This is a genomic window from Bradyrhizobium sp. WU425 (genome assembly GCF_021052305.1).
GTDB classification, from domain to species: Bacteria; Pseudomonadota; Alphaproteobacteria; order Rhizobiales; family Xanthobacteraceae; genus Bradyrhizobium; species Bradyrhizobium canariense_D.
In genome coordinates this window covers 1,412,122-1,437,322 of the sequence record NZ_CP088089.1, presented here as the reverse complement: position 1 = coordinate 1,437,322, position 25,201 = coordinate 1,412,122, and the positions used below count along the sequence as shown (strand labels likewise).

The following is a 25,201-nucleotide window of genomic DNA, read 5'->3' as shown; positions in this document are numbered from 1 at the left end:
TATGAGTACGTCCTACCCCTGCTTCCCCGCAATAATCTCCTGCAGCGTCGCCACATGCCGCGCGAACGCTCCGCGCCCCGCAGCGGTCGCGGTCACCGTGGTCTGCGGCTTCTTGCCGACGAAGGCCTTCTCCACCGACACGTAGCCTGCCTTGGCCAGCGTCTCGATGTGCGCGCCGAGATTGCCGTCGGTCGCGCCGGTGAGCTTCTTCAATCGCGAAAACTCCAGGCCGCCGGTGCCCGGCAGCGCATTCAGCGCCGCCATGATCTTCAGCCGCAACGGCTGGTGGATGATGTCGTCGAGCTCGGCCATCAGATCCGCCGCATCCAGAGGCCGCCGAGGATCAGGCCTCCGCCATTGACGAAGGCCATCCAGAGCGGAAACGCCTCGCCGATGTAGAAATAACCGATCAGCGTCAGCGCGGAGATGCCGAGACCGATCGCCATGAAGGCATAGCCGAACCAGAGACCCGCCAGCGAATAGAACAGCATGAAGTAGAGCGGCCAGAACGTGCCCAGCTGGCGCGGACCGAAATGACCGAGCACGTTGGTGCAGAGATAACCGAAGGCGAAGAACAGCACGAACACCAGAAGCAGTCTGACGTTGAAAGCGGTGCCATGGGAGTGATGCGGCGGATTGAAAATGCGCAGCACCACCAGACCGCCGGCGCCCAAAACGTCCACGGCAACCCAGGCGTAGCCCGCATAGACCGGCCAAAGCCAGGTCACGAGATTGCCCGCGAACACCAATGCGCCCCACCAGACGGCGGCGTGGCTCGCCAGCTCATAGAGCTGCGATTGCTTCACGCGCTGGACGATGTCGTCGATATCGGCCAGCGCCGCGGAGGCTTCCTTGCTGTCGATCATGACTGCCCTGTCCCGCGCGTCGTCACATCGTCGGCGATGACCGAGATCGCCTTCGGGTTGGTGACGATGCCCATGTGGTTGATGCCGTCGATGATCTTGACGTCGACCGATGGCTTCACCGCCTGCACGGTTTCTGCATATTTATCCGAGATCATCATCTCGTCCTCGGCGCCGCCGAAGATCGTGACCGGACGTGTCGCCGCCGGAAGATCGAGGCGATAGCCGCGCGTCGCGAAATTGCGCGTCAGGCGGTCCGAATAGGTGGCGACGAGATATTTTGCCGAACTCGCGGGCACGGCGAGCGCGAGCACCGGAAGCTGCGAACAGCAGTCGATGCCGATCTTGCGCAGCGTGGCCAGCGCGAAGAAGCGCGGCAGGTCGACATTGGCCCAGCCGCCGGCATGCGGCTTGTTGGTCGGCGCGTCATAGCCGAGATAGGGTGCGAGCAGCACGGTGCGCACGAACATGTCCTGCATGATCGGCGTCGCGGCGACGCGCAGCGAGAAGCCGGCGCCGGCGGAATGGCCGATCAAGGTGAGCGGCAGCTCCGGTGCGGTCTTGCGGATTTGAGCGACGAAGTCGACGAGGTCGTCCTCGAGCTGGCCGACATAGCCGATATCGCCGCGCGTGCCGGATCCACCATGGCCGCGGATGTCGAGCGCCCAGGTCTCCACGCCCCGCGCGGCGATGGCATGGGTCAGGGCATGATTGACGGTGCCGCTGGAGCCGGACGAGCCGTGGATGAAGATCGCGCCACGGCCGGTTGCAAGACCATTGGCAGCGTAGTGGCGGAAGCCGATCCAGGTGCCGTCGCGGGCCTGGAAACGCTCGAGCGGAGGCAGTGTGGACCAATCGATGCCCTTGGCGGAGTCGGAGACCGATCGCATCTCCGGCGGCCGCTCCAGCGGCGTTGCGATCATCACGGCCAGGATCAGCGCCACACCGCCGACCGCACACAGAGCCCATTTCAGTCCGTTCAAAACGCCGCGCAGCACTCGAATTGCCATGATCCACTCCCCTTAAACCGATCAACTATAGAGGACTCTATACTGCAGAGTACTCTTTTGGTCAATACGCGGATTGGCGCGGCGCTGCAAAAATCCTTAACGTCGGGTCTGATCCCCACATGCCGAATCGTTTGCCGATGCCGTCAGCGGAACCCCTGCTCAACACTCCCGAATTCACCGTCTCGGAGCTCTCCCAGTCCCTGAAACGGACGGTCGAGGACACCTATGGCCATGTCCGGGTCCGCGGCGAGATCTCCGGCTTCCGCGGCGCGCATTCGTCGGGCCATTGCTATTTCGCGCTCAAGGACGAGAGCGCCAAGATCGAGGCGGTGATCTGGAAGGGCGTGCACGGCCGCATGCGCTTCAAGCCCCAGGAGGGGCTCGAGGTCATCGCCACCGGCAAGCTCACGACCTATCCGGGCTCCTCGAAATACCAGATCGTGATCGAGGCGCTGGAGCCGGCCGGCATCGGCGCGCTGATGGCGCTGATGGAGGAGCGCAAGAGGAAGCTCGCCGCCGAAGGCCTGTTCGACGAGGCGCGCAAGCAGCTTTTGCCGTGGCTGCCGGAGGTGATCGGCGTGGTGACCTCGCCGACCGGCGCCGTAATCCGCGACATCCTGCATCGGCTGGAGGACCGCTTTCCCCGCCACGTGCTGGTGTGGCCGGTGAAAGTTCAGGGCGAAGGCTCGGCCGAGCAGGTCGCGGCCGCGATCCGCGGCTTCAACGCACTGCCGGAGGGCGGCAAGGTTCCGCGCCCCGACGTGCTGATCGTCGCGCGCGGCGGCGGCTCGCTGGAGGATCTCTGGTCGTTCAACGAGGAGATCGTGGTCCGTGCCGCGGCCGAGAGCATGATCCCGCTGATCTCGGCCGTGGGGCATGAGACCGACATCACGCTGATCGATTTCGTCGCCGACAAGCGCGCGCCGACGCCGACGGCGGCGGCCGAGATGGCGGTGCCGGTGCGCAGCGATCTCTTCGTCGAGGTCGGCGATCTCGGGCGACGCACCCGGTCCTGCTGGCAACGCGGCCATGAGAGCCGCCGCAGCGAGCTGCGTGCCGCCGCGCGCGCGCTGCCGGCCGCCGGCGATTTGCTGGCGATCCCGCGGCAGCGGCTGGATTCGGCGGGTGCGTCCCTGCCCCGCTGCCTCAAGGCCAACACCCACGCGCATTTCCGAAGGTTCACCGCCGCAGGCGCCAAGCTGACGCTGCGGGTGCTGCACGGCCAGATCGCGCAGGCTGATCATCGCCTCACCGTGTGCGGCGAACGGCTCGGCCTATCCGCACGCTCGCTCTTGCGGCGGCGGCGCGACCGCTTTGCCGGGCTGGAGGTGCGCTTGCGTGCCTCAAAACTGTCCAATGCGCAGGCGCAGCGCAACGCGATTCACCGCCAGCGCGAGCGCACGCATCGCCTGGCCGAGCGCGCGGGCCGCGCGCTGGTGACGCTGTTGCAGCGGCTGGATGCCCGCATCGAGAACAGCGGCAAGCTGCTCTCCGCCTTGTCCTATCGCGGCGTGCTCGCGCGCGGCTTTGCCCTGGTGCGGGACGAGGCCGGCCATCCGCTGCATTCGGCGAATGAGATCGGTCCCGGCGCACGGGTCGAGATCGAGTTTGCGGATGGCCGTGTCGGTGCGACCGCGGATGCGGATCGGCCCGCGGCTGCAGCGAAGCGCGCGCCGGCGCCGGCGAAGCCAGCCGCGCAGGACGCCAAGCCTGCGCCGAAGCGCGTGGGCAAGCCGGTGGATCAGGGGAATTTGTTTTAGGCGGAGGGCGGCGTTCCACCCTCGGTGTCATTCCCCGCCTTGTGCGCAATTGCGCACAGGAGCGGGGAATCCAGTACGCCGCGGCGTCTCGATCCATCACAGCCGCCTCGGCCTACTGGATCGCCCGGTCAAGCCGGGCGATGACAGCGAGTGTGTGGGACGCGTGTCACGAACTCGCTGTCGTAGCCCGCATGAGCGTAGCGACATGCGGGAGCAGCGGCCCCGGATATCGCTACGCTCATCCGGGCTACAAGACTGCGCGTCTCAGCGGCAGGACAATCCCGCGTCGATCGTGGTCCAGAAGCCGCAATGTTCCGGCGCGAGTTGCGGCGCGCCGGCATGGGCTTCAAACAGGAAGACCGCGACGGTGAAGACGATCAGGGCGGAGGAGAACAGGACGAAGCGGTTGCGCATGGGATTGCGTTTAATCGACATCGTGGTCGAATGATGGCGTCGTTACGAAATGAAACCATCACGGCGCGCGATCCGTAGAGTCACGGTCGGCCATTTTCCGTGCAGGGCGGTGGTCGATGCGGGGCTGTCCGCTGTTGTTCCCTCGGGCGGCCCCGCCTTCGCTTCTCACGAGCTACGGCGCGGCGAGCCCGCTCGCCACATGTAGCTTGCATGAGCGCAGCGACATGCGGGACAGGCCTACCCGGATATCGCTACGCTCATCCGGGCTACGGCACTGCCATCACCGTGCCAGCCACTCTGCGACTTCCTTCTGCGACGCCGCGCGCGCTGCCGCATCGGTGCCGAGATGGCCGTGCTCGGGCGCGGCGGCGTCGGTGCTGCCGCTCGCTGCGTGCAGCGGCGTGTTGGCGCGGTCGAAGTCGTGATAGGCGCCGGGATAGACCACGATGCGCGCGAGCGCGCTGCGGCCATGCGCACCATCGACCATCTGGCGGCAGGCCGGCGGCGACGAGACGTCGTCATTGCCACCGATCAGCACCAGCGTCGGCACCCGTGTGCTCCACCCGAGGCCGGCGGAAATCCTGCAGTCCGGATAGAACGCGATCGCGGCGCGGAAATCCGGACCCGTCTCGCGCGCAAGGTTTTGCGGACGCACGGCCCAGAGCAGCGCGCTGGCGCCGTTGGCCCACCCCATCAGGCTGACGCGGTCGCGCGCAACCCAGCTCTGCTTCATCAGCCACGCGCGCGACGCCGCGATGTCGCTGACGCGTTCGCGCCGCGCCTTGACGTGGATCTCCTTGACGCGGCATTGCGGCCCGAGCTCGCGCGAGCCGTAGCTGTCAGGGAGCAGGACGGCGTTGCCGGACTTGAGCAGCCGCTCGGCCCATTCGCGGTAGCGCGGCAGCACGGAATCGGAATGGCCACCGAGGCCCCCGCAGCCGTGGAGCGCGATCACGGTCGGAAACGGCCCGGTGCCCTCGGGCTTGTAGAGCTGCGCATGCAGCACGCCGGACGCCAGCGGAATCTCGACCGGCTGCGGTGCCGGCGAGCCGTGCGCGGCCGAGAGCAGGAAGGTCAGGAACAGGGCGGTGAACGGAAGGCGCATCGAACTTTGCCGTTGGATCCTTCGCTCAAGCACTATCACGCGGAAACGCCGCCAAAACATCACAAACCGGTGGGTTTACCGGGCGGACAAGCCACCCTATCTGTGCTACATCCCGTCGAACACATCGTGCCCTCCCATGTGATCCCGGAGCGGCCTTCCACGGAGACTTTCGACCGTGCTGAACAAGTTCGGCCCTTCGGGCCATGGCGAAGCGCAGGTGCAGTATCTCGACGGCGATTTCCGCGTGATCTCGCCGGGGACCTTCGTGCGCTGCGCGATCACCGATACGCGCATTCCGCTCGACGAGTTGAAATACTGGAGCGTGGACCTGCAGGAAGCCTACGCCACGCCCGCCGCCGTGCTCGAGCGGCATTACCCGGGCGCGCCCAAGCCGCAGGCGTGAGGCCGCAGCCGCGCGTCTATCGCTGCTCCGCGCCATCCGCGCCCACGCAGGTCTTGATGAAACTCTTCCTGGTCTCGCCGACGATCTTCTGATCGATCGCCTGCTTGAGGCAATCGAGCCGCGCCTGCGCCATGCAGAGCTGCATCTGGTCGCGCTTATCCTGTCCCTTCAGGCTCGCCGTCGCGGAAAGACACGTCACGCGCTTGGTCGCGGGAACCGGCACTGTGGCGGTGGACGCCGCCGGCGGTGCCGTCTGTGCAAACACCGGCGCCACGACCAGACCCACAAGACTGGCGGCAACGGCGGCGGACGGCAACTTCATCGCATTCTCCTGAGCGTCTGAAAACGATAGGAGCTTGCGATGAATGGCGCCTGAATGGCAGGCTGCTGTCGATGGGCAAAGCGCAGCTGCCCTGCCGGCATAGCACGAGCGGTGCAGCTTTTTCACGAGGCATGTTCGGACGCATCGGAAATGCTGCTCTCACAGCCGAGATGATTTCCGTTATGCCAATCCGCGTTGCATCGAAGAGTGCTTGCACTCCATGGTTAGTTATTTCGCGTTGTGGTTGGATTCTTTGTTGCGATTGGCGCTCTTAGGTTGTTTGACGAAGTCTTGGTGAAACAAAGCGCCGCTATGCTTCATCTTAGGTAACTGGCCCTGCTCTTTTTATCGCACAGACAATCAAGTCAGCCAAGCGGCCACTGAGCTCTGGAATTGGCGCAGTCTGTGAACGGGCTCATATCGAAGAGCCATCTGTCGGGCTACGATCACCTCGAAAATTTGCGGTGGAATATCTGTAATCGAAAATCAACGATGGGGGTGATCATGCCCACCATATTAGACCTGCTCTATCGTGAATATTGCCGCGCCCGCCTCGCTGAAATGCGGAAACAGCTTCTGATCGCAGCTGAACGCTTTGAAGCTCTCGACGCGCATCATCATCCGGATCAGGGTGATGATGAGAGGACGGACGCACAACGCAAGACCGGTCGCCGCGCGCCGAATTGAAGCGGCCCGAGACCGGCGATCTCTCCCCGTAGCAGTGACCAAGCAGTTGGCAACAGTTTGGGAGGCAGCAATGAATACACCCGAGTACTATACCGCCATGGTGGCCTGCGTCTCGTGCCTGACCATTATCGGATTGATGGCCGTTGGGGCGTGGTGAGCATGATTGACTGCTGAACGCCGCGGACGCAGCACGCACCGGACAGCATGGTTCGTCAACGCAGGCTGGAAGGCCTTCGCCTTGCCTCGGTTGCAGACGTGCTTCTTGCTGTGAGGTGAGCGTTGCCGCCGCTTCCTTCGACTGCGGCGGCTTCGCTTTAGATCCGGATGTCAGCTTCCGGGCGGAGTATACGAAGAACGCAGCTTCGCCGCGTTCTGGCGGACCTGCTTGATCTCGTCCTGCGTGAACAGCCGCGTCAGTTTCACGTTCTGCAGGGTGCCCGCCGTGACGGTCAGGCCGGAGATGGCCGGAGCCGCACCCGGATCAGGCACATCGAAAATCACCAACACGCCTGGGCCGTCGGCCGCAACGCTGAACATCGAAATCAGCTTTCCGCCGGCCGCTTCGATGAGTTTTCTTGCCGCCTCCTGACGATCGGTCTTGGGGTTCTCCAAAATTGGCATTGAGAGCGCGGGGTGTGTATTGTCCGGTGAGGCAAAAATGCATGGCATGTTCTCCTCTGGGTTTTTGGCAATGACTTTCCCTGCCGTTCCGAACTCGTCGTTACGGCCGCTGCATCTGAAATGATGAAGGTACTGCCCGCCGTGGGCATAAACGCCGTCGATGATTTCCGGGAGTTCGGCACGTCCCGATGACGGCTCTCATGCGAGGCTACATCAACTCCCGAACGTGCGGAAGGAAATTCATCAGTGCGACATGTCGTCCCGATCAGATCTCGCCCACCTTACGAGATCATCGCCTGGAAAACCGCCGCTCGCGCGCCTTGTAGAGATGATCGCTGATCAATTGCCGAAGCGCAACCGGGTCATCGAACTCGAGCTGCACCGCGAAAGGCACGATGTCATCCGGCACGCCTTCGCGGCCGTGCAGGCGAGCGATATCCTTTTCGGTCGTCACCAGTGTTTGCTGCTCGCGCCGCGCCTCCGCAGCGACGGCTGCGATCTCCTCGTTCGAAAACATGTGGTGATCGGCGAAGGCGCGCGTGCGCGCGAGCTCGATGCCGCCAGCGCGCAACGTACGGAAGAACCGTTCGGGATCGCCGATGCCGGCGAACGCGAACACCGGCTTGCCCAACAGTCTTGCGACCGCCTCGGCGTCGGGTTTGAGCCGCGCGCGGAGTTCCGGCTTGTTGCGCCTGGCTAGCTCGGCGGCGACACCATCGGCGGCGCGGCCGCCGCCGATCACGACCAGCGCGTCGGTGCGCGCGAGCTGCGCCTTCAGCGGCGCACGCAGCGGACCGGCCGGAAACACCTTGCCATTGCCGAGGCCGCGCTCGCTGTCGATCACGATCAACGAGGTGTCCTTCAAGAGACGCGGGTTCTGGAAACCGTCGTCCATCAGGATCACGGTGGCGCCTTGCGACTTCGCCAGCACGACGCCGTCGAGGCGGTCGCGCGCGACCGTGACGGGAACGTCGCGCGCCATCATCAGCGGCTCGTCGCCGACGTCGGACGCGGTGTGACGCATGCGGTCGACCATTACCGGGCCCCTGAGGCTACCGCCATAGCCGCGGCTGAGCACCACCGGCGTCTCGCCGAGCTCGCGCAGGAGCTTCGTCAGCGCCAGCACGGTCGGCGTCTTGCCGGCGCCGCCGACATGGTAGTTGCCGACGCAGATCACGGGGATGCCGGCGTCGACGCCCGCGCGCAGCATCCGCCGTTCGGTGATCGCGCCGTAGAGCGCACCCAGCGGCCCCAATGCGTACGATTCGAGCGAACGTGGCCGGTACCAGAAGGCCGGCTCACGCATTGGCGGCCCCCATCTCGATCCGCAACTGCAGAAGATAAGGCTCGAGCGCGGTCATGGTGCGGTTGAGCGCGCCGCCGAGATCCTCGACCACGCCGGCGCCCGATTGCTGGATCTTGTGACGCACGGCAGGATCGGCGAGCAGCTGGCCGAGCTGCTTGATCAGCAGCTCCTGCGTGTCGGCCTGGCGCGCACCGCCGCTGTGATCGAGCGCCTCGTAGACGTCGGCGAAATTGAAGACGTGCGGACCATGGACGATGGCCGCGCCGAGCTTGATCGCTTCGATCGGATTCTGGCCACCATGGCGGATCAGCGATCCGCCCATGAACACGATGTCCGAGAGGCGATAGAACAGGCCGAGCTCGCCCATGGTGTCGGCGATATAAACGTCGGTGGTCGCCGTCGGCAGCTCGTCGCGCGAGCGCAGAGCCGGCTTCAGGCCGGACGCCGTGATCAGGCCTGTGATCGAGGAGCCGCGATCCGGATGGCGCGGCACGATCACGGTCAGGAGCTGCGGGAAGAAACCGCTGAGGCTGCGATGCGCCGCCACCAGCATCTCCTCCTCGCCCGGATGGGTCGAGGCCGCGACGATGATCGGACGCCCGCGCGTCATCGCCATCAGCCGTTCGAGCTTGGCAGGATCGGCCGGCGGCGCCGGCACGTCGAGCTTGAGATTGCCCGTGGTGACGACGTCCCGGCCGCCGAGCGCCGAGAAGCGCTCGGCATCGGTCTTCGACTGCGCCAGACAAATGTCGAAACGCGACAGCAGCGCCGAGATGGTGCCCTGCATGCGGCGCCAGCGCGGGAAGGAGCGCGGCGACATCCGCCCGTTGATCAGCACCATCGGCACGCGACGCGCAGCGCCTGCCAGGATCAGGTTCGGCCAGAGATCGGATTCGATGAACAGCGCCAGCGACGGCTTCCAATGGTCGAGGAAGCGCGCGACGTAGCGCGGGGAATCATACGGCACGTATTGATGGATGACGTCGGGCGGAAAGCGCTTTGCGACAATAGCAGCCGACGTGACGGTGCCCGAGGTGAGCAGAATGCGCAGGTTCAGATCGCGCAAGCGCTCGATCAGGGCCGCCGCGGCGAGGACCTCGCCGACGCTGGCGCCGTGAATCCAGACCAGCGGACCGTGCGGTCGCACGTCCCGGGACAGGCCCCGCCGTTCGCCGACGCGCGCGGGATCTTCCTTGCCCTGCTTCAGGCGCCGCTTGATCAGCACAGGCGCGAGCGGCACCAGGCCGCGCGCCAGGCGCCGGTACATCCGCAGCGTCAACGGCAGCGAGCCCGGTAGCGATTTAGGCATCTGCAGGTCCCGGCCGGCCGAGTTGCGCATAGGCGCGGCGGGTCGCCTCGTTCAAGGTCTCCTCCAGCTCGAGCCGCAGCGCTTCCATGGTGGCGGCGTCCGCATCCGGCGGAACGTGGATTTCCTTGATGCCGACCAACGCGCCCCGCCCGAACGGCAGGTTGATGGTGGTGCGGTCCCAGTTCTTGAGCCGGACGAAGCGGCTGGTCGCCATCGCAAAAGGCATGATCGGCCGCCCCGATTCCCGTGCCAGCATGATGATGCCGAGCCCAGCCACGCGCGAGCGCTTGGGGACGTCAGCGGTCAGCGCGACATTACAACCGTCCTCGAGCGTCCGCACCATTTCCTTGAAGGCACCGACCCCGCCTTTGCGGTGAAACGCGCCGCCATGGTCGCCGGAGCCGCGGATGGTGCCGATGCCGAGCCGCTCGGCGGCAATCGCGTTGAACTCGCCGTCGCGGTGACGGGAGATCAGGACCCTGGCCTTGTACCAGTCCTTGTTCTTGATGAAGGGGGTGAGGAAATGCTGGCCGTGCCAAAAGGCGAAGATCGCCGGGATCTGCGGTTCGACGCGGTCATAGACGTCAGGCGGATCGAACGTGAATGTGTTCGTCCGCCAGACCAGACGCAGATATTCGGCCGCCAGGATTCCGACGGCACGCTGAACGAAGCTGCTCCTCAGCGTATTGCGAAGCAGCTTTTTCAACGCGCCGGTTCTTGATTCGGGTCGAGCAGCCGGTGGAGATGGACGATGAAATAGCGCATCTGCGCGTTGTCGACCGTGCTCTGCGCCTTGGCGCGCCAGGCGGCGTGCGCGGTCGCATAGTTCGGATAGAGGCCAACGATCTCAACGTCGTCGAGGTTCTTGAAGGTGTTGTGCTCGAGATCGACGAGCTCGCCGCCGACGACGAGGTGGAGCAGTTGTTGCGGGGCACTATCTGGCATCGGTTCTGTTCCTAACGGGCTGCCCGGCAAAGCAGTGTTCGACAAGCACGAGAAAGCGCTTCACGGCAAGGGGCGGTTTCGAAAATGCGAGACAATGTTCGCATGACGATCGCGACCCGCTGCCACCAGCACCCCATGCGTGACTTGCCGGCGGTTATAGAGGATGGGATCTCCGGAGAGATCGCTCATCCTACCATCGGCTTCCTGCACGATCAAATCCGCCGCCGCAAGGTCCCAATCATGACTGTTGCCGCCCGCAAAAGCCGCATCCAGCGCGCCATGAGCGACCCGGCACAGACGCAGCGCGAGCGAACCGATTCGCGGATGCAGCTTGATCTCGCCCAGTGACGGCTTCAGGCGCTCGACCAGGGGCTTCGGACCCGCGACCCGCGAGAAGTCAAGCTCGGATCCCGACGTCGCCCGCACCGGCACCTCGTTGAGGGTCGTGCCCTGGCCGCGGGCGGCGAAAAAGAACTCTTCGCTCGTCGGCGCGAACACCGCGGCCAGCACTGGCGAGGCATCCTCGACCAGCGCCACGCTGACGCACCATTCGTCATGGCCATTGAGATAGTTGCGGGTGCCGTCGATGGGATCGACGATCCAGGTCATCCGCCGCGACAGCCGCACCTCGTCGTCGGCGCTCTCCTCCGACAGCCAGCCATAGTCGGGCGTCGCCGCGCGCAGGCGCGCTTCCAGGAGATCGTTGACGGCAATGTCGGCTTCCGAGACCGGCGAGGACGCGCCCTTGGTCCACTTCTTCAGCTCGGTGCGGAACATCGACTGCGCGAGTGCGCCCGCCTCCCGCACCGTCTCTTGCAGCAGCGCCGCGTCGCGCGTCAGGATGGCTTCACCGGTTGCGTTCGCGTCAACGTCCGCCAAGCGTCAAACCCTCGATGCGCACCGTCGGCGCATTGACGCCGTAGCGGAACTCGAGATTGTTCGCCGGCTGCATCGACCTGAAGATCTCGAACAGATGGCCGGCGATCGTCACCTCGCTCACGGGATAAGTGAGTTCGCCGTTCTCAATCCAGAAGCCGGAGGCGCCGCGGCTGTAATCGCCGGTGACGCCGTTGACGCCCGAGCCGATCAAATCGGTGACGTAGAACCCCTGCTTGATGTCGGAGATCAGCTCGGCCGGCGTCGGCGTGCCGGGTTCAAGATGCAGATTGTACGGGCCGGGTGACGGCGAGGAGGACACGCCGCGGTGGGCATGGCCGGTGGTGGTGAGGCCGAGCTCACGCGCGGTCGCGCAATCGAGCAGCCAGGTCGTCAGCACGCCTTCGTCGATCAGCGCGATCTTCTTCACGGCGACGCCTTCGGCGTCGAACGTCTGCGAGCGCAGGCCGCGTTTGCGCAGCGGATCGTCGATGATGCGGATGTTGTTGGCGAACAGCTGCTGGCCGAGCGTGTCCTTCAGGAAGCTGGTCTTGCGCGCGATCGAAGCGCCATTGATGGCGCCGACGACGTGACCGACCAGCGAGCCCGCGACGCGCGGATCGAACACCACAGGCACCTTGCAGGTCTCGACCTTGCGCGGATTGAAGCGCGCCACGGTGCGCTCGCCCGCGGAACGGCCGACGATCTCCGGTGACAAGAGGTCTACACCATGCGGCGCCGAGGTGAAGTCGTAGTCGCGCTCCATGCCGGTGCCGTCACCGACAATGGCGGTGGCGGAGATGCCCTGGCTGGACCGCAGATAAGAACCGTGGAAGCCGGTGCTGGTGACGAGCACCATGCCGCCCATGCCGGCGGAGGCCGAGGCGCCGCCGGATTTGGTCACGCCCTTCACACCAAGCGCCGCAGCCTCGGCTTCGAGCGCGCGACGCTCGAGTTCCGAGGTCGCGGGCACGTCAGGGTCGAGCAGATCGAGATCGGGGAAGTCGCGCGCGAGCAGTGCCGGATCGGCAAGGCCGACATATTTGTCGTCGGGCGCGACGCGCGCCATCGCAACCGCTCGCTCGGCAAGCTTGGTCACGGCATCGCCGCTGGTATCATTGGTCGAGACCACCGCCTGACGGCGGCCGACCAGCACGCGCAGGCCGACATCGTCGCCCTCGGACCGTTCGGATTCCTCGACGCGGCCGTCGCGGACCTCGACGCCTTGCGAGACGCCACGCACGGCGACTGCATCGGCCGCATCCGCGCCGGCGCGCCTTGCAGCCTCCACCAGCCGCTGCGCGAGATCGGAGAGCGCAGACTGGTCGAACAGGTCGCGGCTGGCTGTGGACGAATCCTTGGGCGAAAGCGTCGAGCTTGGTGAAGGGTTCACAAACGAAATCCTGTTGGGGCGGGCTGCGGGACCGGAACCCACAGATGTGCCCTGATCGCGCGGACTTCAAGCATTTTCAGCCCACCAAAAGCTCAGATTCGCACCTTGCGCGCAACGTCTCGTCAATCATGCGCGCCAAGGTCTTGTCAATCATGCGCGGCGGTGAGGTTGGATTAACCAGCCTTTTTAAGCGGTTTCGGAAAGGCTCGCGCTAAGGTCCTCGCATCGACCGGGAACATAATCCTGGCGGGGAGAACTAAAGCCGTGAGGCGTCAAACAGCAACAAGCGGGATCGCTCCCGCCGGGTCGAGCCGCTCCCTGCGGCTCGACCCCCTTTCCCTTCCGGTCCGCTTCGATGCGCATGATCCGCGCGCCGACGGATATGTACGGCAGATCGAGCTTCATCGCGAACGTGTCGTGCTGCACCGTGCCGTCCGCGGCATGCGGATGGCAATCAATGTTCGCGTCAGCGACTTCACCGGCGTCGCGCTGCGCGGCAACGACGAGGCCCAGACCCTCGTCCTCGTTCATCGCGATCCCTCGCTCTCCATTCCGCTGCTGGTCAGCGCCGACGGCGACGAACTCGTTGAGGCCTGGGCAATCTGGAGCGAGCTGTTCGCACTTCCGCAGCTCGACGAAGGCGCACGCCAGCCCGCGCCGCGCCGTCGCCGCGCCAACCCGATTCGCGACCGCCGTCCGAAATTTCTGATGCGCCGCCGCACCGGTGTCGCACGGGAGTTGTCGGTGCATCGCGATGAGCGCGAGATCATCGCCCGGAGTTAAGCCGTCCGCATCACCGCGTCGGCCAGCAAACCCGCAAACAACAACAGCCCAGCGTCGCGGTTCGAGTAGAACAGGCGCTTGCAGAGATCGCCATCGCTGATATTCAGCCGCCCGATCTGCGAGGCCAGATGCACGGCGAAGGCCCCAAGTCCGAGCCAGGCCGGCCAGCGCGCATCGCCCGACGCCAGCGCCACGCCGATCAGCAGCACCGCGAGGCCGTAGAACAGTATCAGCGCCTGGTGCGTATGCGCACCGAACAGGCGCGCGGTGGACTTGATGCCGATCAGCGCATCGTCCTCGGCGTCCTGATGCGCGTAGATCGTGTCGTAGCCGATCACCCAGGAGATCGCGCCGGCATAGAGCACGAGCGCGGTGACATCGATCCGCCCGAAGGTGACGGCAAATCCCATCAGGGCGCCCCAGGAGAACGCGAGCCCGAGCACGATCTGCGGCCACCAGGTGATGCGCTTCATGAACGGGTAGATCGCGACGATCAGCAGCGAGGCAATGCCGGTCAGGATCGCGAAGCGGTTGAACTGCAGCAACACCACGAGCCCGATCAGCGCCTGCGCGACCATGAACGCCAGCGCCTGCTTCGCGCTCACCTGGCCGGAGGGCAGCGGCCGCGAGCGGGTGCGCTCGACCTTGTCGTCGAGGTCACGGTCGGTGATGTCGTTCCAGGTACAGCCTGCCCCCCGCATGACGAAGGCGCCGATGAAGAACAGGACGATGGTGAGCGGCAGGCCGCGGACGTCATGGGCCATGCCGGCGGCGAGCGCCGCCGACCACCAGCACGGCATCAACAGGAGCCAGGAGCCGATCGGACGATCGAAGCGGGACAAGCGCAGATAAGGCCGCGCCCATTGCGGCGCACGCGTATCGACCCAGTTGCCGGTGGAATCGGCAACTCGGGCTGACGTGTCGCTCATCGCGTCAGGACGTTGCCGTTGAGTGTGTCGAAGGTGCTGCCGCCCTTCTTACCGGCATTGGCCTCGGGCAGCGAGCCCGAACCCAGCACTTCGCTCAGCGACGGACCGGCCGGTCCGCGCGGCTGGTTCTGCATCTGCTGCGCAACATTGCAGACCTTCGCCGCCATGGCCTCGGTGTTCTTGTGGCCGTCCTTCATCTGCGCGCCGACCTGCGCCGGAATCCCGCACTTCGAGGCGTTGGCCTCGATGTACTTGATCATCTTGGTCTCAGCCTGGCTGAAGTTGCGGATCAGCTTGCAGGCCTCGTCAGGCGGGGCGTGACGGTCGCTCGCGGCCTTGATCAGCTTGCCGCGTTTTTCGGCATCTTCGCGCAGAGGCATGAACGCCTTCATGCAGTCCTCGCCGGGACCGGCTTGCGTCGGCGGGGCCGCGCTGAAGGCGCCGGCGCCACCGACAGGAGCGGCGCCATTCACGGGGAAGGAGGATTGCGGCGCGCCGCCGACGGAGGCGACGGGCGCCGAGCCATTGACGGGCGGGAAGGCGGAACTGGTTGGGGCTTGGCCCGGCAGCGGCGCGGGGAAGCCCTGCGCATAGGCACCAACGGCGCCCATCGTGACCATGGCGGCAGTGATCGGAACCATCAAATGACGGATCATCAAGGCAGTCTCTCCGGCAGGAGCTTGCGGGGTTCGGCGTCTTCCCAATTGAAGCGCAACCACCGTGCTCGCGATTTTACGATTCCCGCCGGCCCTTAACAACCCGTTGAATAGGGCGGGAGCGCGGCGCGCCGACGCACCATTTTGGCAAAATTTACCCCGAAAGGACTGCTTTCGGTTAAGAACGGCGGCAAATCGGACCTTTGACGATGCCTTCCCACGATTTCCGCGGCCCCCGCCTGTTCGTCGACGCCCCGCTTGCCCAGGACGGCAGGGTCGAGCTCGACCGCGACCAGAGCAATTATCTCGGCAATGTGCTGCGGCTTGCCGCCGGGGCCGAGGTTTTGGCGTTCAACGGCCGCGACGGCGAGTGGCAGGCCGCCATTGAAGGCCGCAAGCGGCCGGACGGTCTCGTCATCCTCCAGCAGACCCGGCCGCAGGACCGGCTGCCCGACCTCGCCTACATCTTCGCTCCGCTCAAGCATGCCCGGCTCGACTACATGGTGCAGAAGGCCATCGAGATGGGCGCCGCCAGCCTGCAGCCGGTTCTGACCCGATTCACCCAGGCCTCACGCGTCAATACCGAGCGGATGCGCGCCAATGTCGTCGAGGCGGCCGAGCAATGCGGCATTCTCAGCATCGCCACCGTTGCCGAGCCGGTGCCGCTGGAGCGCTTCTTGACCCAGCGCGCCGCTGGCAGGCTGCTGATCTTCTGCGACGAGGCGGCGGAGCTCGAAAACCCCATTCGGAGCTTGCAAGCCGCACGCGCCGGGGGAATCGACGTGCTGATCGGACCCGAAGGCGGCTTTGCCGAGGAAGAGCGGGTCCTGCTGCTGCGGCAGCCGAAAATCCTGCGGCTGGCGCTCGGACCCCGCATCATGCGGGCCGACACCGCCGCGGTGGCCGCGCTGGCGCTGGTGCAGGCGGTGCTGGGCGACTGGGGTGGCGAACGCGGCTAAGGCACGTTGCTATTCGCCTCGTAGCGATCGGTTCAGGGTCTCCGAAGGCAACTCTCCGAAAGCCTCTCTGTAGCTCGCTGCGAATTCGCTGAGATGCCAGAAACCATGCGCAAGCGCGCAGGACTTCACACTCCGGCCTGCTCGGCCGGTGCGCAGTTGCTTGCGTACCGACCAGAGGCGCAAGACCCGGCTATAGCGATGTGGGCTCATGCCGCAGATGGCCCGTGTCGCACTCTGGAGAGTCCGGACCGACACGCCCGCCTGTTCCGCCAGTTCGGTGGTCTTGTGCCAGATCATCAGATCGCGCCGAATCAGTTTTTCCATATCAGCCACGATCCGCCGATAATGCTCGGTGGTGGACGACGCAGGTGCGCTTGCGACACTGGACCAGATCGCCGCATCCATCGTGCTGAGCAGTGATCGTTCGACAATCGTTTGCGAAGCCGGCTCGTTCAGGAAGTCCGGGTCATTTGCCGCGGTTTCAAGCGAGATCGAGATCAGACGGCGCAGCGAGGCAAGCACGTCCGGCGCCGGATTCAGCAAATGGCATCCATCGCTCAATTCAGGCAATGGCTCCCGCCCGGATGGACTGAAGTAGACCACCGCCAGCAGACGCCCCTCCGGCTCATGCACCAAGCAATCTGAACCGCCTTTTAGAATGACAACAGAACCGCCGATCGATTGCCCGTTGATGCGGGCAGAGGTCACGTGATCCATCGGTACCACCACTGCGGCAGCATTGGTGAGCTGATAGCCGCGAATGATCCGGGGGAAGGTTTTCAACAGCGACAGGGTCAGGGTCGGCAAGGTGAGCCGGGCACGCATGATCGCGGTCGTCCCGACAGACAACGGCATGCTCGATGCGCCGGCGTATTTCTCGGTCTCACCGAAATGATCGATGTCATACGATTTGAGCTCGAGCGCCGAGGATGGCTTGAGATCCTGGAACGACATCAAGCGATCCGCCGCTATCTTTTGCATTGCCTCGCGAGCAGGGACTAGACGGCTTTGATCCATGTTCTGCTGCTTACCTGACCTTCTTCGTAGAGACGGCGACTTTAGCGCGACGCAAACCACCCGGCCCTCTGGCCCCGGCGCGCCGCAGGTCGCGGGGCATTGAGAATGGCACGAACGATCAGAAGGTCGAGTGGATCTAAGTCGTAGTGCCGGAACATCTCGCTAATCAAAACAGCATATAGGCCAGCGTGTGTCGCGCGACCGTTCGGATTACATCTGTGCGTTGTCGCATGAATCGGAAACCAACTTTCGCATGGTAAACCAAGGCTCTGCGAACGGATCGTCCGCCCTACCCAAATTGAGCATGAGACCAGTGGACATCCTCAACCGGGCCAAGCAGTTCGCGGATGAGGTTACATGCGAGGGCCGAGCTTTCCGCCCAGGCGGCCCATTCCTTCGTCAAAGCGGCCCGGAGACCTGCCTGGCCGAAATGAATGAGGGTGAGGCGTCCAACCTAACTGGGTCGGCCGCAGCGCGATCGATCGGTATTATATTACCTAGCTTGGCGACGATACCTGATTTGGGCTTCGCATCCTCTGCTGACGGCGCGTCGCTCCGGCGCTGTTAAGCGATTGATCCTTTGGAGGTCGAAACCGCTTTCGGGCCATGCTAAGGCCTGCGGCAATTCGTTCCCTGCTTGCCCTGCCCGGTTCCACCGGGACGATGGACCCCGAGATGACCGCGACTGCCACCTCAAACGCTGCCGGCTCCGCCGCCTGGGCGGACACGCTGCTGCTGTCGTTCGGCCAGGCCGGCTATGTCAGGGCCGAGCCCGCCATCCTGCAGCCGGCCGAACCGTTCCTGGATCTCTCCGGCGAGGACATCCGCAAGAGCCTGTACCTGACCACGGACCTCTCCGGCGATGAGCTCTGCCTGCGCCCGGACCTGACCATACCGGTGGCCCGCGATTACCTCAGCTCTGGCCGTGCCGGCCAGCCGGCCGGGTTCAGTTATCTCGGCCCGGTGTTCCGCTACCGCAACGGCCAGAGCAGCGAATTCCTGCAGGCCGGCATCGAGTCGTTCGGCCGCCAGGACCGCGCCGCGGCCGATGCCGAGATGCTGGCGCTGGCGCTGGAGGCGACCGCCGCCTTCGGCGTTCGCGACGTCGAGATCCGCACCGGCGACGTGGCGCTGTTCAACGCGCTGCTCGACGCGCTCGACCTCTATCCGGTCTGGCGCCGCCGCTTGGTCAAGGATTTCAACCGCAAGATCAGCCTGGAGCAGGATCTGGAACGGCTGGCGGCCGCGACCACAGCGACCCGCAGCGAATATGAGGGCGTGCTCGCGGCGCTCGCCGGCTCCGACCGCAAGGCAGCACTCGCTTTCGTCACCGATCTGATGTCGATCGCCGGCACCACCAATGTCGGCGGCCGCACCACGGCCGAGATTGCCGACCGCTTCCTCGAGCAGTCGACGCTGAAGGGCGGCGCGCTGCCGCGCGAAGCCATCGCCGTGCTCAAGCGTTTCCTGTCGATATCGGGTAACCCCGATGACGCCGTGGCCGAGCTGCGCGCGCTCACCAATGATGCGAAGCTCGACCTCAGTGCTGCGATCGACCAGTTTGAAAGCCGGGTCGGCTTCATGGCGGCGCGCGGCATCGATGTGAAGGGGACGCGGTTTTCGACCGCGTTCGGGCGCGGGCTCGACTACTACACCGGCTTCGAATTCGAGCTGCATCACCGCGGCAACGGCGCCGAGCCGCTGGTTGCCGGCGGCCGCTATGACGGGCTGATGACCCAGCTTGGATCGGCCGAGCCGATCCCCGCGGTCGGTTTCTCGGTCTGGGTGGATGCGCTGACCCGGATCGGCCGCAAGGTGGGAGCTTAAGTCATGAGCGCGCCATTCGTTCTGGCCGTTCCCTCCAAGGGTCGCCTTCAGGAAAACACCGAGGCCTTCTTCGCCCGCGCCGGGCTCAAGCTGTCGAAGGCGGGCGGCGCCCGCGACTATCGCGGCACGCTCGCGGGCCTCGACAATGTCGAGGTCGCCTATCTCTCGGCGAGCGAGATCGCCTCGCAACTGTCCCGCGGCTCGGCGCATCTCGGCGTCACCGGCGAGGATCTGGTGCGCGAGACCATCGCGGACGCCGACAAGCGCGTCTCCCTGATCGAAGGCCTCGGCTTCGGTTATGCCGACGTCGTCGTCGCGGTGCCGCAGGCGTGGATCGACGTCCGCACCATGGCCGACCTCGACGACGTCACCACCGGCTTCCGCGAGCAGCATCACATGCGGATGCGGGTCGCGACCAAGTTCATCAATCTCACCCGCGCCTTCTTCCAGAGCCAAGGCATCACCGATTACCGCATCGTCGAAAGCACGGGCGCGACCGAAGGCGCACCGGCCGCCGGCAGCGCCGAGTTGATCGTCGATATCACCACGACCGGCGCGACGCTCGCCGCCAACGGATTGCGGGTGCTCGACGACGGCGTGATCCTGCGCAGCCAGGCCAATCTGGTCGCCTCAAGGGACGCCGATTGGTCGCCGCAAGCGCGGGAGACCGCGCGAATCATCCTCGATCACATCGCGGCGCGGGCGCGGGCCAACAAATACCGCGAAGTCCGCACCCGCTTCCGCCAGTGCGACGCGGCCATGCTCACCGAGGCCCACGAGCGCTTCGGCGTCGAAGCCCCGTTCGGCGGACCGACCTCGTCAGGCATGCTCACGCTGCACTGCCCGCCGGGCCAGCTCTATGCACTCGCGAGCTTCCTGCGCGGGCATGGCGCCGAGACCGTCTCGGTGGTTTCGCTGGATTACGTGTTCGACCGGGAGAACCCGCTGTTCGCCAGGCTCGAGGCGTTCCTGCGGCAGTGAGCCCAAAGTTTGTTGAGCAATTCCGTTCAGCGTAGCGACAGCAAACGGCAGCTACCATATGCTGTTGAGATGACCTTGAACGCCTCTGGAACCTTGATCGATGACGCTGGGCTCTGACGTTTCCGGCATGACGACCAACGCGGCAAGCGCCGCCGCGAAGGGGCTGTCGATTGTCGTCCCGCTCTACAACGAAGCCGCGGGCCTCGCCGCCCTGCACCAGCGCATCTGCGATCTCGCAAAGACCTTGCGGGAGCGCTATCGCTTGGCTTGCGAGGTCGTCTATGTCGATGACGGCAGCGCGGACGCGACGCTGTCGATCGCCCGCTCGCTGCCGGCCGACGCGGTCGACGTCCAGGTGGTGTCGCTGTCGCGCAATTTCGGCAAGGAGGCCGCGCTGATGGCCGGCCTCGACCATGCCCGGCTCGGCGCGGTGCTGTTCATGGACGGCGACGGCCAGCATCCGCCGTCGCTGGTCGAGCGACTGGTGCGGCACTGGATCGAGGACGGCTACGACGTCGTCTATACCGCCAAGGCGCATCGCGACAACGAGCCCTTCCTGCGGCGGCTCGCCGGACGCGGCTTCTATGCGCTGATCAATTGGGGCGCGCGCCAGAAGATTCCCGAAGACGCCGGCGACTTCCGCCTGCTGTCGCCGCGCGCGGTCGCAGCACTGAGGCAGCTGCCCGAGCGCAACCGCTTCTTCAAGGGCCTCGCGAGCTGGATCGGCTTCCGCCAGATCCGCGTCGATTACGAGCCCGCGCCGCGCACCCATGGCGTGACGACCTTCAGCGCCGCGCGTTTGCTTGGACTTTCGATCGAAGGCGTCACCTCGTTCTCGGTGGCGCCGCTGCGCTTCGCCAGCCTGCTCGGCGTGATCCTCGCCGGCGGAGCGTTCCTGTTCGGTCTGTCGATCCTGTGGGAGGTCTTGACCACCGGCAAGCAGGTGCCCGGCTATCCCTCACTCGTGATCGGCCTGATGACGATCGGCGGCGTGCAGCTCATCATGATCGGCATCGTCGGCGAATATATCGGCAAGATCCTCTCCGAGCTGAAGGCGCGCCCGATCTACTTCGTCGCCGAGCACAGTGAAAAGCATTTCGAAACCGAGAAGGCCCAGGACGCTTCAAGCTTGGACGCCGCGAAGAGGACGGCGGCCGAATGAGCGCGGCCGCGCCGCTGCGGCGGATCTGGCTCTGCGCCGACGATTACGGCATCAGCCCGGGCGTCAATCGCGCCATCCGCGACCTGATCGAACGCGGCCGTCTCAACGCTACCTCGGTGATGATGGTGGGACCTGCGGTCGAGCGCAGCGAGATCGAGGCGCTCCAGGCGGCAGCGCAAGCGAGCCCACGCTGCGCGATCGGATTGCACGTGACGTTGTCGGCACCGTTCCGGCCGCTCACCATGCATTTCCGTCCGCTCGACGGCGACATGTTTCTCCCGTTTCCGAAGCTGCTGCGCGCGGGTCTTGCCCGAAGGCTCGACCGCGAGTTCTTTCGCAACGAGGTCAAGGCGCAGCTGGCAGCCTTCGCGAAAGCGTTCGGACGCGCGCCTGACTTCGTCGACGGCCATCAGCATGTGCAGCTCTACCCGCAGGTGCGCGACGGCTTTATCGATGCGGTGAGCGAAGTCGCGCCAAAAGCCTGGGTGCGCCAGGGCGGCCGCGACCTGCCGCTGATGCAGCGGCTGGCCTCACCGAAAGCCATGGTGCTCGACATTCTCAGCGCGCAATTCCGCCGCCGTGCCGGCAGCGCGGGCCTCAGCTTCAATCCCGGTTTCGCCGGCGCCTATGATTTCACGCGGGCGGCCGATTTCGGCGAGCTGATGCGGCAATTTCTCGGAGGCCTGCCGGATGGCGGCCTCATCATGTGTCATCCCGGCTTCGTCGACGAAATTCTCACCGGGCTCGACCCGATGACGGATGTCCGCGAACGCGAGCACGCCTATCTCGCCGGCGATGCCTTTGCACGCCTGCTGACGGACAGCGGCGTCACGCTGCGGTAAAACCGGCCAAGTTTGCGAGAAAGCCGCCCGCGGGCAGCTTGTCGCATACCGAAATTTAATCCAGCCGGCACTGTTGGGGCCACAATGGAACCCTACATCTGCCTCGCGCTTGTTTTGCGCGAGGGAGACTGACCATGACGCCGCAGGAACGCCAGCTCGTCGACGAGCTTTTCGACCGGCTTTCGAAACTGGAAAATGCACCGCGCGATCCCGACGCGATCGCCGCGATCTCCGACGGCCTGCGCAAGGCGCCCGGCGCCATCTATGCGCTGGTGCAGACCGTGCTGTTGCAGGACGAGGCGTTGAAGCGTGCTCACAATCGCATCCAGGAGCTGGAGGCGGCGCAGGCGCCCGAGCAGGCGCAGTCCGGCGGTTTCCTGGACACCATGCGCGACACGCTATTCGGCGGGGGTCCGTCGCGCGGCTCGGTTCCGAACGTACCGCCGCGTGACTCGCGGCCGGTCTGGAACAGCGGCCAGGCGATGCAGCAGCCACAGCCGGGCTATGGCCAACCACCGTACGGACAGGCCTACGGCCAAGGACCGGGTCAGGGCTATGGTGCGCCGCCGATCGGCGGTGGCGGTGGCTCGTTCCTCGGCACGGCGGCGGCCGCCGCGGCCGGCGTCGTCGGCGGCTCGCTGCTGCTCTCCAGCATCCGCGGCATGATGGGCGGATCGCATCAGCAGGCCTTCGGCGACACCAATGCTCTGGGCGATCGCAGCCCCTGGACCGGCAGCGATCAGTCCGGCGGCTCGCTCGCGCGCGATGCCGGCCTCGATGACATCGGCTCGAACCGCGGTGATGCTTCCCGGCAGGGCTTCGCCGACCACGCTTCGAACGACGACCAGAATTACAACGATCAGAACGACAATGGCATCGATAATGTCGACCTCGCCGACGACAGCGATTTCGGCGGCGGCGACGATGGCGGCAGCGATTACGCCTGACGCTTCTTATCCTTGCTCCAAACGAGAACGGCCGCCGATGAGGCGGCCGTTTTTGGTTCCGAGCGCTATGCGCCTACATCACCACGACCTTGGTGCCGACGTTGACGCGGCCGTAGAGATCGATGACGTCCTCGTTGCGCATGCGAATGCAGCCCGAGGAGACGTTGGTACCGATGGTCCAAGGCTCGTTGGAGCCGTGGATACGGTAGAGCGTCGAGCCGAGATACATCGCGCGCGCACCGAGCGGATTTTCGGGGCCGCCTTCCATATGCCTCGGCAGGTCAGGACGGCGCGCGATCATTTCCGCCGGCGGCGTCCAGGCCGGCCATTCGCGCTTGGCCGTGATCGACTTCACGCCCGACCAGGTGAAGCCGGGGCGGCCGACGCCGATACCGTAGCGCATCGCGCGGCCGTTGCCCTCGACGAGGTAGAGGAATTTGTTCGGCGTATCGACCACGATCGTGCCGGCGCTTTCGTTGCCGCTATAGTCAACGAGTTGTTTCTCGAATCTCGGGTCAAACTGACGCTGCCGCGGATCGACCGCCTCCTGCTGGAGACTTGCGCCCTGCATCTGCGGTTCGCCCATCGGCGGCAGGCGGCGCTGGTCATAATAACCTGGCTGCTGCTGATACACCGGCTGCTGCGGAGCGTAGGCCGGACCGCGACCGGGCCCGTCGCCAAATATGAACTCGATGAAGCCACCGCCCATGTTGGAGGCGACGCGCACGGGCGCAGGCGGCACCTGCGGCTGGTACAGCACCGCGGGCGGATCGTTCGGCACGCTATTGTCGAAGGCGCTGGCGCTGTTGACGCCGGCAATGAAGGTGCAAGCGCTGCCAAGCAGCGCAACAGACATTTTCTTGAACATCGACGTACTCTGTACTGTTTCGTCTAGATCACATGCGTCGTGGCGAGGTGATGGCTGATCCGCATCCGCGACGTGGTCAATAAAGAGCAAAAGCTGTTTTGTTTGGTAAACGGAAACGCCATTTCGATTCACCACATCGTCGGCAACGGCGCAATTTGGCGATCAGCGTTTATTTTCGATGAACGCCGTGCACGCATGGTTAATCGCCCGTTTGCACGCCGTCGCGCGCAGCCGCACGACAGTTCCGGCTGTGAACTTCGTGTTAAATCGCTTCTGCCTACAAAGACGCGTGAGTGAGGTGGGGGGAGTTCTTGATGGCTATTCACCGCAAACGTTTTCGTGTCGAGGAGGCTATTGTCGGCGAGATGCCCAGCCCCGAAATGATTGAGGAGGCTGCGCCGATGCATAGCGAGATCATGGCCGAGCTGCGTGCGATCCGCACGCAGATGGCGAAGGGCACCGCGCCGTTGTCCGGCAGCGCCGCCATGGCGGCGATCGACGCCTCCACCGCCCACGAGCTCTCCGAAGCCCGTACCATGCTCGATACTTACCGGGCGCAGATCGAGCAGTGCGAGAAGCTGAAGGTCGAGCTCGACCTCATCCACGACGCCATCGACCGCACCAAGCGCGAGATCGCGACACTGCATGGCAAGAGCTTCGACGGCGGCGAAATGGCCAAGGTCAATGGCGAGCTCGGCGCGGTCGTCGGCGGCACCGAACAGGCGACCCAGCAGATCCTCGAAGCCGCCGAGTCGATCGACCAGGCGGCCAGCGCGATGGCCAAGGTGCAATCGGCCGATCAGCAGAAGCGGCTCGCCGACGATATCCAGGAACGCGTCATCTCGATCTTCGAAGCCTGCAACTTCCAGGACCTGACCGGCCAGCGCATCAGCAAGGTCATGAGCACGATGAAGTTCATCGAGCAGCACATCAATTCCATGATGGAAATCTGGGGCGGTGTCGACGCGATCAAGTCTCACGTCGTGCCGCAGGTCGACACTCGCAGCGATGACGACAAGCTTCTCAACGGCCCGAAGCTCGCCGGCGACGTCGGCCACGCCTCGCAGGACGACATCGACGCGCTGTTCGACTGAACGGACGCGACGCTCTGAATAACGAACGCCGGCGCAAGCCGGCGTTTTTTTGTTGTCTATCGTCCCCTGCTGTCATCGTCCGCGCAGGCGGACGATCCAGTATTCCAGAGACGGCAATGATT

At 65.1% G+C, this 25,201-nt stretch carries 28 protein-coding genes; 11 read left to right on the top strand and 17 right to left on the bottom strand.

Annotation, left to right across the window (positions count from 1 at the left end):
- Positions 1-12: 12 nt before the first annotated feature.
- From BcanWU425_RS06860 to BcanWU425_RS06850, 3 genes are read right to left on the bottom strand one after another with little or no spacing between them, the layout of a single operon-like run.
- Complete coding sequence (locus BcanWU425_RS06860; protein ID WP_204512389.1) at positions 13-312, bottom strand: winged helix-turn-helix domain-containing protein; 300 nt, start codon at positions 310-312, stop codon at positions 13-15.
- A complete protein-coding gene (locus tag BcanWU425_RS06855) occupies positions 312-866 on the bottom strand; it encodes a hypothetical protein (protein WP_204512390.1) in 555 nt (184 codons plus the stop codon). Before BcanWU425_RS06855 ends, BcanWU425_RS06860 begins: the two co-directional genes overlap by 1 nt.
- Positions 863-1,873: an alpha/beta hydrolase gene (locus BcanWU425_RS06850; RefSeq protein ID WP_204512391.1), complete on the bottom strand. Its 1,011-nt coding sequence runs from the start codon at positions 1,871-1,873 to the stop codon at positions 863-865. Before BcanWU425_RS06850 ends, BcanWU425_RS06855 begins: the two co-directional genes overlap by 4 nt.
- Positions 1,874-1,992: 119 nt before the next feature.
- On the opposite strand from BcanWU425_RS06850, the gene xseA reads away from it, so the two are divergent.
- Positions 1,993-3,633, top strand: a complete 1,641-nt coding sequence (gene xseA, locus BcanWU425_RS06845; RefSeq protein ID WP_204512392.1) for an exodeoxyribonuclease VII large subunit — start codon at positions 1,993-1,995, stop codon at positions 3,631-3,633.
- Positions 3,634-3,897: 264 nt separating this feature from the next.
- On the opposite strand, the gene BcanWU425_RS06840 is transcribed toward xseA, so the two are convergent.
- Positions 3,898-4,068 carry a hypothetical protein gene (locus BcanWU425_RS06840; protein WP_166517608.1) on the bottom strand — a complete coding sequence of 57 codons (171 nt, stop codon included), beginning with the start codon at positions 4,066-4,068 and terminating at the stop codon, positions 3,898-3,900.
- Positions 4,069-4,327: 259 nt separating this feature from the next.
- Positions 4,328-5,152, bottom strand: a complete 825-nt coding sequence (locus BcanWU425_RS06835; protein ID WP_204512393.1) for a dienelactone hydrolase family protein — start codon at positions 5,150-5,152, stop codon at positions 4,328-4,330.
- Between the two features lie 175 nt (positions 5,153-5,327).
- Here BcanWU425_RS06835 and BcanWU425_RS06830 point away from each other — a divergent pair, with 175 nt between their 5' ends.
- On the top strand, positions 5,328-5,555 hold the full coding sequence (locus BcanWU425_RS06830; RefSeq protein ID WP_007596922.1) for a DUF2093 domain-containing protein: 228 nt from the start codon (positions 5,328-5,330) through the stop codon (positions 5,553-5,555).
- Between the two features lie 16 nt (positions 5,556-5,571).
- Here BcanWU425_RS06830 and BcanWU425_RS06825 read toward each other — a convergent pair whose 3' ends face one another.
- Positions 5,572-5,877: a hypothetical protein gene (locus BcanWU425_RS06825; protein ID WP_204512394.1), complete on the bottom strand. Its 306-nt coding sequence runs from the start codon at positions 5,875-5,877 to the stop codon at positions 5,572-5,574.
- 405 nt (positions 5,878-6,282) lie between these two features.
- Between BcanWU425_RS06825 and BcanWU425_RS06820 the strand changes: the two genes are divergently transcribed.
- A complete protein-coding gene (locus tag BcanWU425_RS06820; protein WP_231190246.1) occupies positions 6,283-6,564 on the top strand; it encodes a hypothetical protein in 282 nt (93 codons plus the stop codon).
- A 327-nt stretch (positions 6,565-6,891) separates the two neighbouring features.
- Here BcanWU425_RS06820 and BcanWU425_RS06815 read toward each other — a convergent pair whose 3' ends face one another.
- The 7 genes from BcanWU425_RS06815 to BcanWU425_RS06785 all read right to left on the bottom strand — a co-directional run bounded on the left by BcanWU425_RS06815 (position 6,892) and on the right by BcanWU425_RS06785 (position 13,014).
- The gene (locus tag BcanWU425_RS06815; protein ID WP_231190242.1) at positions 6,892-7,233 is read right to left on the bottom strand and encodes a GYD domain-containing protein; all 342 of its coding nucleotides are present in this window, start codon (positions 7,231-7,233) and stop codon (positions 6,892-6,894) included.
- 241 nt (positions 7,234-7,474) lie between these two features.
- Positions 7,475-8,491 (bottom strand): tetraacyldisaccharide 4'-kinase, encoded by a 1,017-nt coding sequence (lpxK, locus tag BcanWU425_RS06810; RefSeq protein ID WP_204512395.1) that lies wholly within the window; start codon positions 8,489-8,491, stop codon positions 7,475-7,477.
- Positions 8,484-9,830 carry a 3-deoxy-D-manno-octulosonic acid transferase gene (locus BcanWU425_RS06805; protein WP_018453450.1) on the bottom strand — a complete coding sequence of 449 codons (1,347 nt, stop codon included), beginning with the start codon at positions 9,828-9,830 and terminating at the stop codon, positions 8,484-8,486. Before BcanWU425_RS06805 ends, lpxK begins: the two co-directional genes overlap by 8 nt.
- The gene (locus BcanWU425_RS06800) at positions 9,793-10,506 is read right to left on the bottom strand and encodes a lysophospholipid acyltransferase family protein (RefSeq protein WP_018453449.1); all 714 of its coding nucleotides are present in this window, start codon (positions 10,504-10,506) and stop codon (positions 9,793-9,795) included. Before BcanWU425_RS06800 ends, BcanWU425_RS06805 begins: the two co-directional genes overlap by 38 nt.
- Entirely contained in the window at positions 10,503-10,745 is a 243-nt protein-coding gene (locus BcanWU425_RS06795) for a DUF4170 domain-containing protein (protein WP_007596929.1), read from the bottom strand. Before BcanWU425_RS06795 ends, BcanWU425_RS06800 begins: the two co-directional genes overlap by 4 nt.
- 60 nt (positions 10,746-10,805) lie before the next feature.
- The gene (locus tag BcanWU425_RS06790; RefSeq protein WP_018453448.1) at positions 10,806-11,624 is read right to left on the bottom strand and encodes an inositol monophosphatase family protein; all 819 of its coding nucleotides are present in this window, start codon (positions 11,622-11,624) and stop codon (positions 10,806-10,808) included.
- Positions 11,611-13,014, bottom strand: a complete 1,404-nt coding sequence (locus BcanWU425_RS06785) for a TldD/PmbA family protein (RefSeq protein ID WP_018453447.1) — start codon at positions 13,012-13,014, stop codon at positions 11,611-11,613. Before BcanWU425_RS06785 ends, BcanWU425_RS06790 begins: the two co-directional genes overlap by 14 nt.
- Positions 13,015-13,278: 264 nt before the next feature.
- Between BcanWU425_RS06785 and BcanWU425_RS06780 the strand changes: the two genes are divergently transcribed.
- Positions 13,279-13,797 carry a DUF6101 family protein gene (locus BcanWU425_RS06780; protein WP_018453446.1) on the top strand — a complete coding sequence of 173 codons (519 nt, stop codon included), beginning with the start codon at positions 13,279-13,281 and terminating at the stop codon, positions 13,795-13,797.
- Here the strand turns inward: BcanWU425_RS06780 and ubiA are convergent.
- On the bottom strand, positions 13,794-14,726 hold the full coding sequence (gene ubiA, locus BcanWU425_RS06775) for a 4-hydroxybenzoate octaprenyltransferase (protein WP_018453445.1): 933 nt from the start codon (positions 14,724-14,726) through the stop codon (positions 13,794-13,796). The genes BcanWU425_RS06780 and ubiA overlap by 4 nt on opposite strands.
- The gene (locus BcanWU425_RS06770) at positions 14,723-15,382 is read right to left on the bottom strand and encodes a hypothetical protein (RefSeq protein WP_204512396.1); all 660 of its coding nucleotides are present in this window, start codon (positions 15,380-15,382) and stop codon (positions 14,723-14,725) included. The genes ubiA and BcanWU425_RS06770 overlap by 4 nt, the downstream gene beginning before the upstream one ends.
- A gap of 209 nt (positions 15,383-15,591) precedes the next feature.
- Between BcanWU425_RS06770 and BcanWU425_RS06765 the strand changes: the two genes are divergently transcribed.
- Positions 15,592-16,341 carry a 16S rRNA (uracil(1498)-N(3))-methyltransferase gene (locus tag BcanWU425_RS06765; protein WP_204512397.1) on the top strand — a complete coding sequence of 250 codons (750 nt, stop codon included), beginning with the start codon at positions 15,592-15,594 and terminating at the stop codon, positions 16,339-16,341.
- 9 nt (positions 16,342-16,350) lie between these two features.
- Here the strand turns inward: BcanWU425_RS06765 and BcanWU425_RS06760 are convergent, their stop codons facing one another.
- Positions 16,351-17,295 carry a helix-turn-helix domain-containing protein gene (locus tag BcanWU425_RS06760; protein WP_231190239.1) on the bottom strand — a complete coding sequence of 315 codons (945 nt, stop codon included), beginning with the start codon at positions 17,293-17,295 and terminating at the stop codon, positions 16,351-16,353.
- A gap of 738 nt (positions 17,296-18,033) precedes the next feature.
- On the opposite strand from BcanWU425_RS06760, the gene BcanWU425_RS06755 reads away from it, so the two are divergent.
- The 5 genes from BcanWU425_RS06755 to BcanWU425_RS06735 all read left to right on the top strand — a co-directional run bounded on the left by BcanWU425_RS06755 (position 18,034) and on the right by BcanWU425_RS06735 (position 23,117).
- On the top strand, positions 18,034-19,185 hold the full coding sequence (locus tag BcanWU425_RS06755; RefSeq protein WP_204512398.1) for an ATP phosphoribosyltransferase regulatory subunit: 1,152 nt from the start codon (positions 18,034-18,036) through the stop codon (positions 19,183-19,185).
- 3 nt (positions 19,186-19,188) lie between these two features.
- Entirely contained in the window at positions 19,189-20,166 is a 978-nt protein-coding gene (gene hisG / locus BcanWU425_RS06750; RefSeq protein WP_018453440.1) for an ATP phosphoribosyltransferase, read from the top strand.
- A 100-nt stretch (positions 20,167-20,266) separates the two neighbouring features.
- The gene (locus BcanWU425_RS06745) at positions 20,267-21,328 is read left to right on the top strand and encodes a glycosyltransferase family 2 protein (RefSeq protein ID WP_204512399.1); all 1,062 of its coding nucleotides are present in this window, start codon (positions 20,267-20,269) and stop codon (positions 21,326-21,328) included.
- Positions 21,325-22,170 carry a ChbG/HpnK family deacetylase gene (locus BcanWU425_RS06740; RefSeq protein ID WP_204512400.1) on the top strand — a complete coding sequence of 282 codons (846 nt, stop codon included), beginning with the start codon at positions 21,325-21,327 and terminating at the stop codon, positions 22,168-22,170. The genes BcanWU425_RS06745 and BcanWU425_RS06740 overlap by 4 nt, the downstream gene beginning before the upstream one ends.
- A gap of 134 nt (positions 22,171-22,304) precedes the next feature.
- Complete coding sequence (locus BcanWU425_RS06735) at positions 22,305-23,117, top strand: DUF2076 domain-containing protein (RefSeq protein ID WP_204512401.1); 813 nt, start codon at positions 22,305-22,307, stop codon at positions 23,115-23,117.
- Positions 23,118-23,190: 73 nt separating this feature from the next.
- Here the strand turns inward: BcanWU425_RS06735 and BcanWU425_RS06730 are convergent, their stop codons facing one another.
- Entirely contained in the window at positions 23,191-23,985 is a 795-nt protein-coding gene (locus BcanWU425_RS06730) for a L,D-transpeptidase (protein WP_085385433.1), read from the bottom strand.
- Positions 23,986-24,299: 314 nt separating this feature from the next.
- Here BcanWU425_RS06730 and BcanWU425_RS06725 point away from each other — a divergent pair, with 314 nt between their 5' ends.
- Entirely contained in the window at positions 24,300-25,079 is a 780-nt protein-coding gene (locus BcanWU425_RS06725; protein ID WP_018453435.1) for a protein phosphatase CheZ, read from the top strand.
- Positions 25,080-25,201 lie beyond the last annotated feature (122 nt).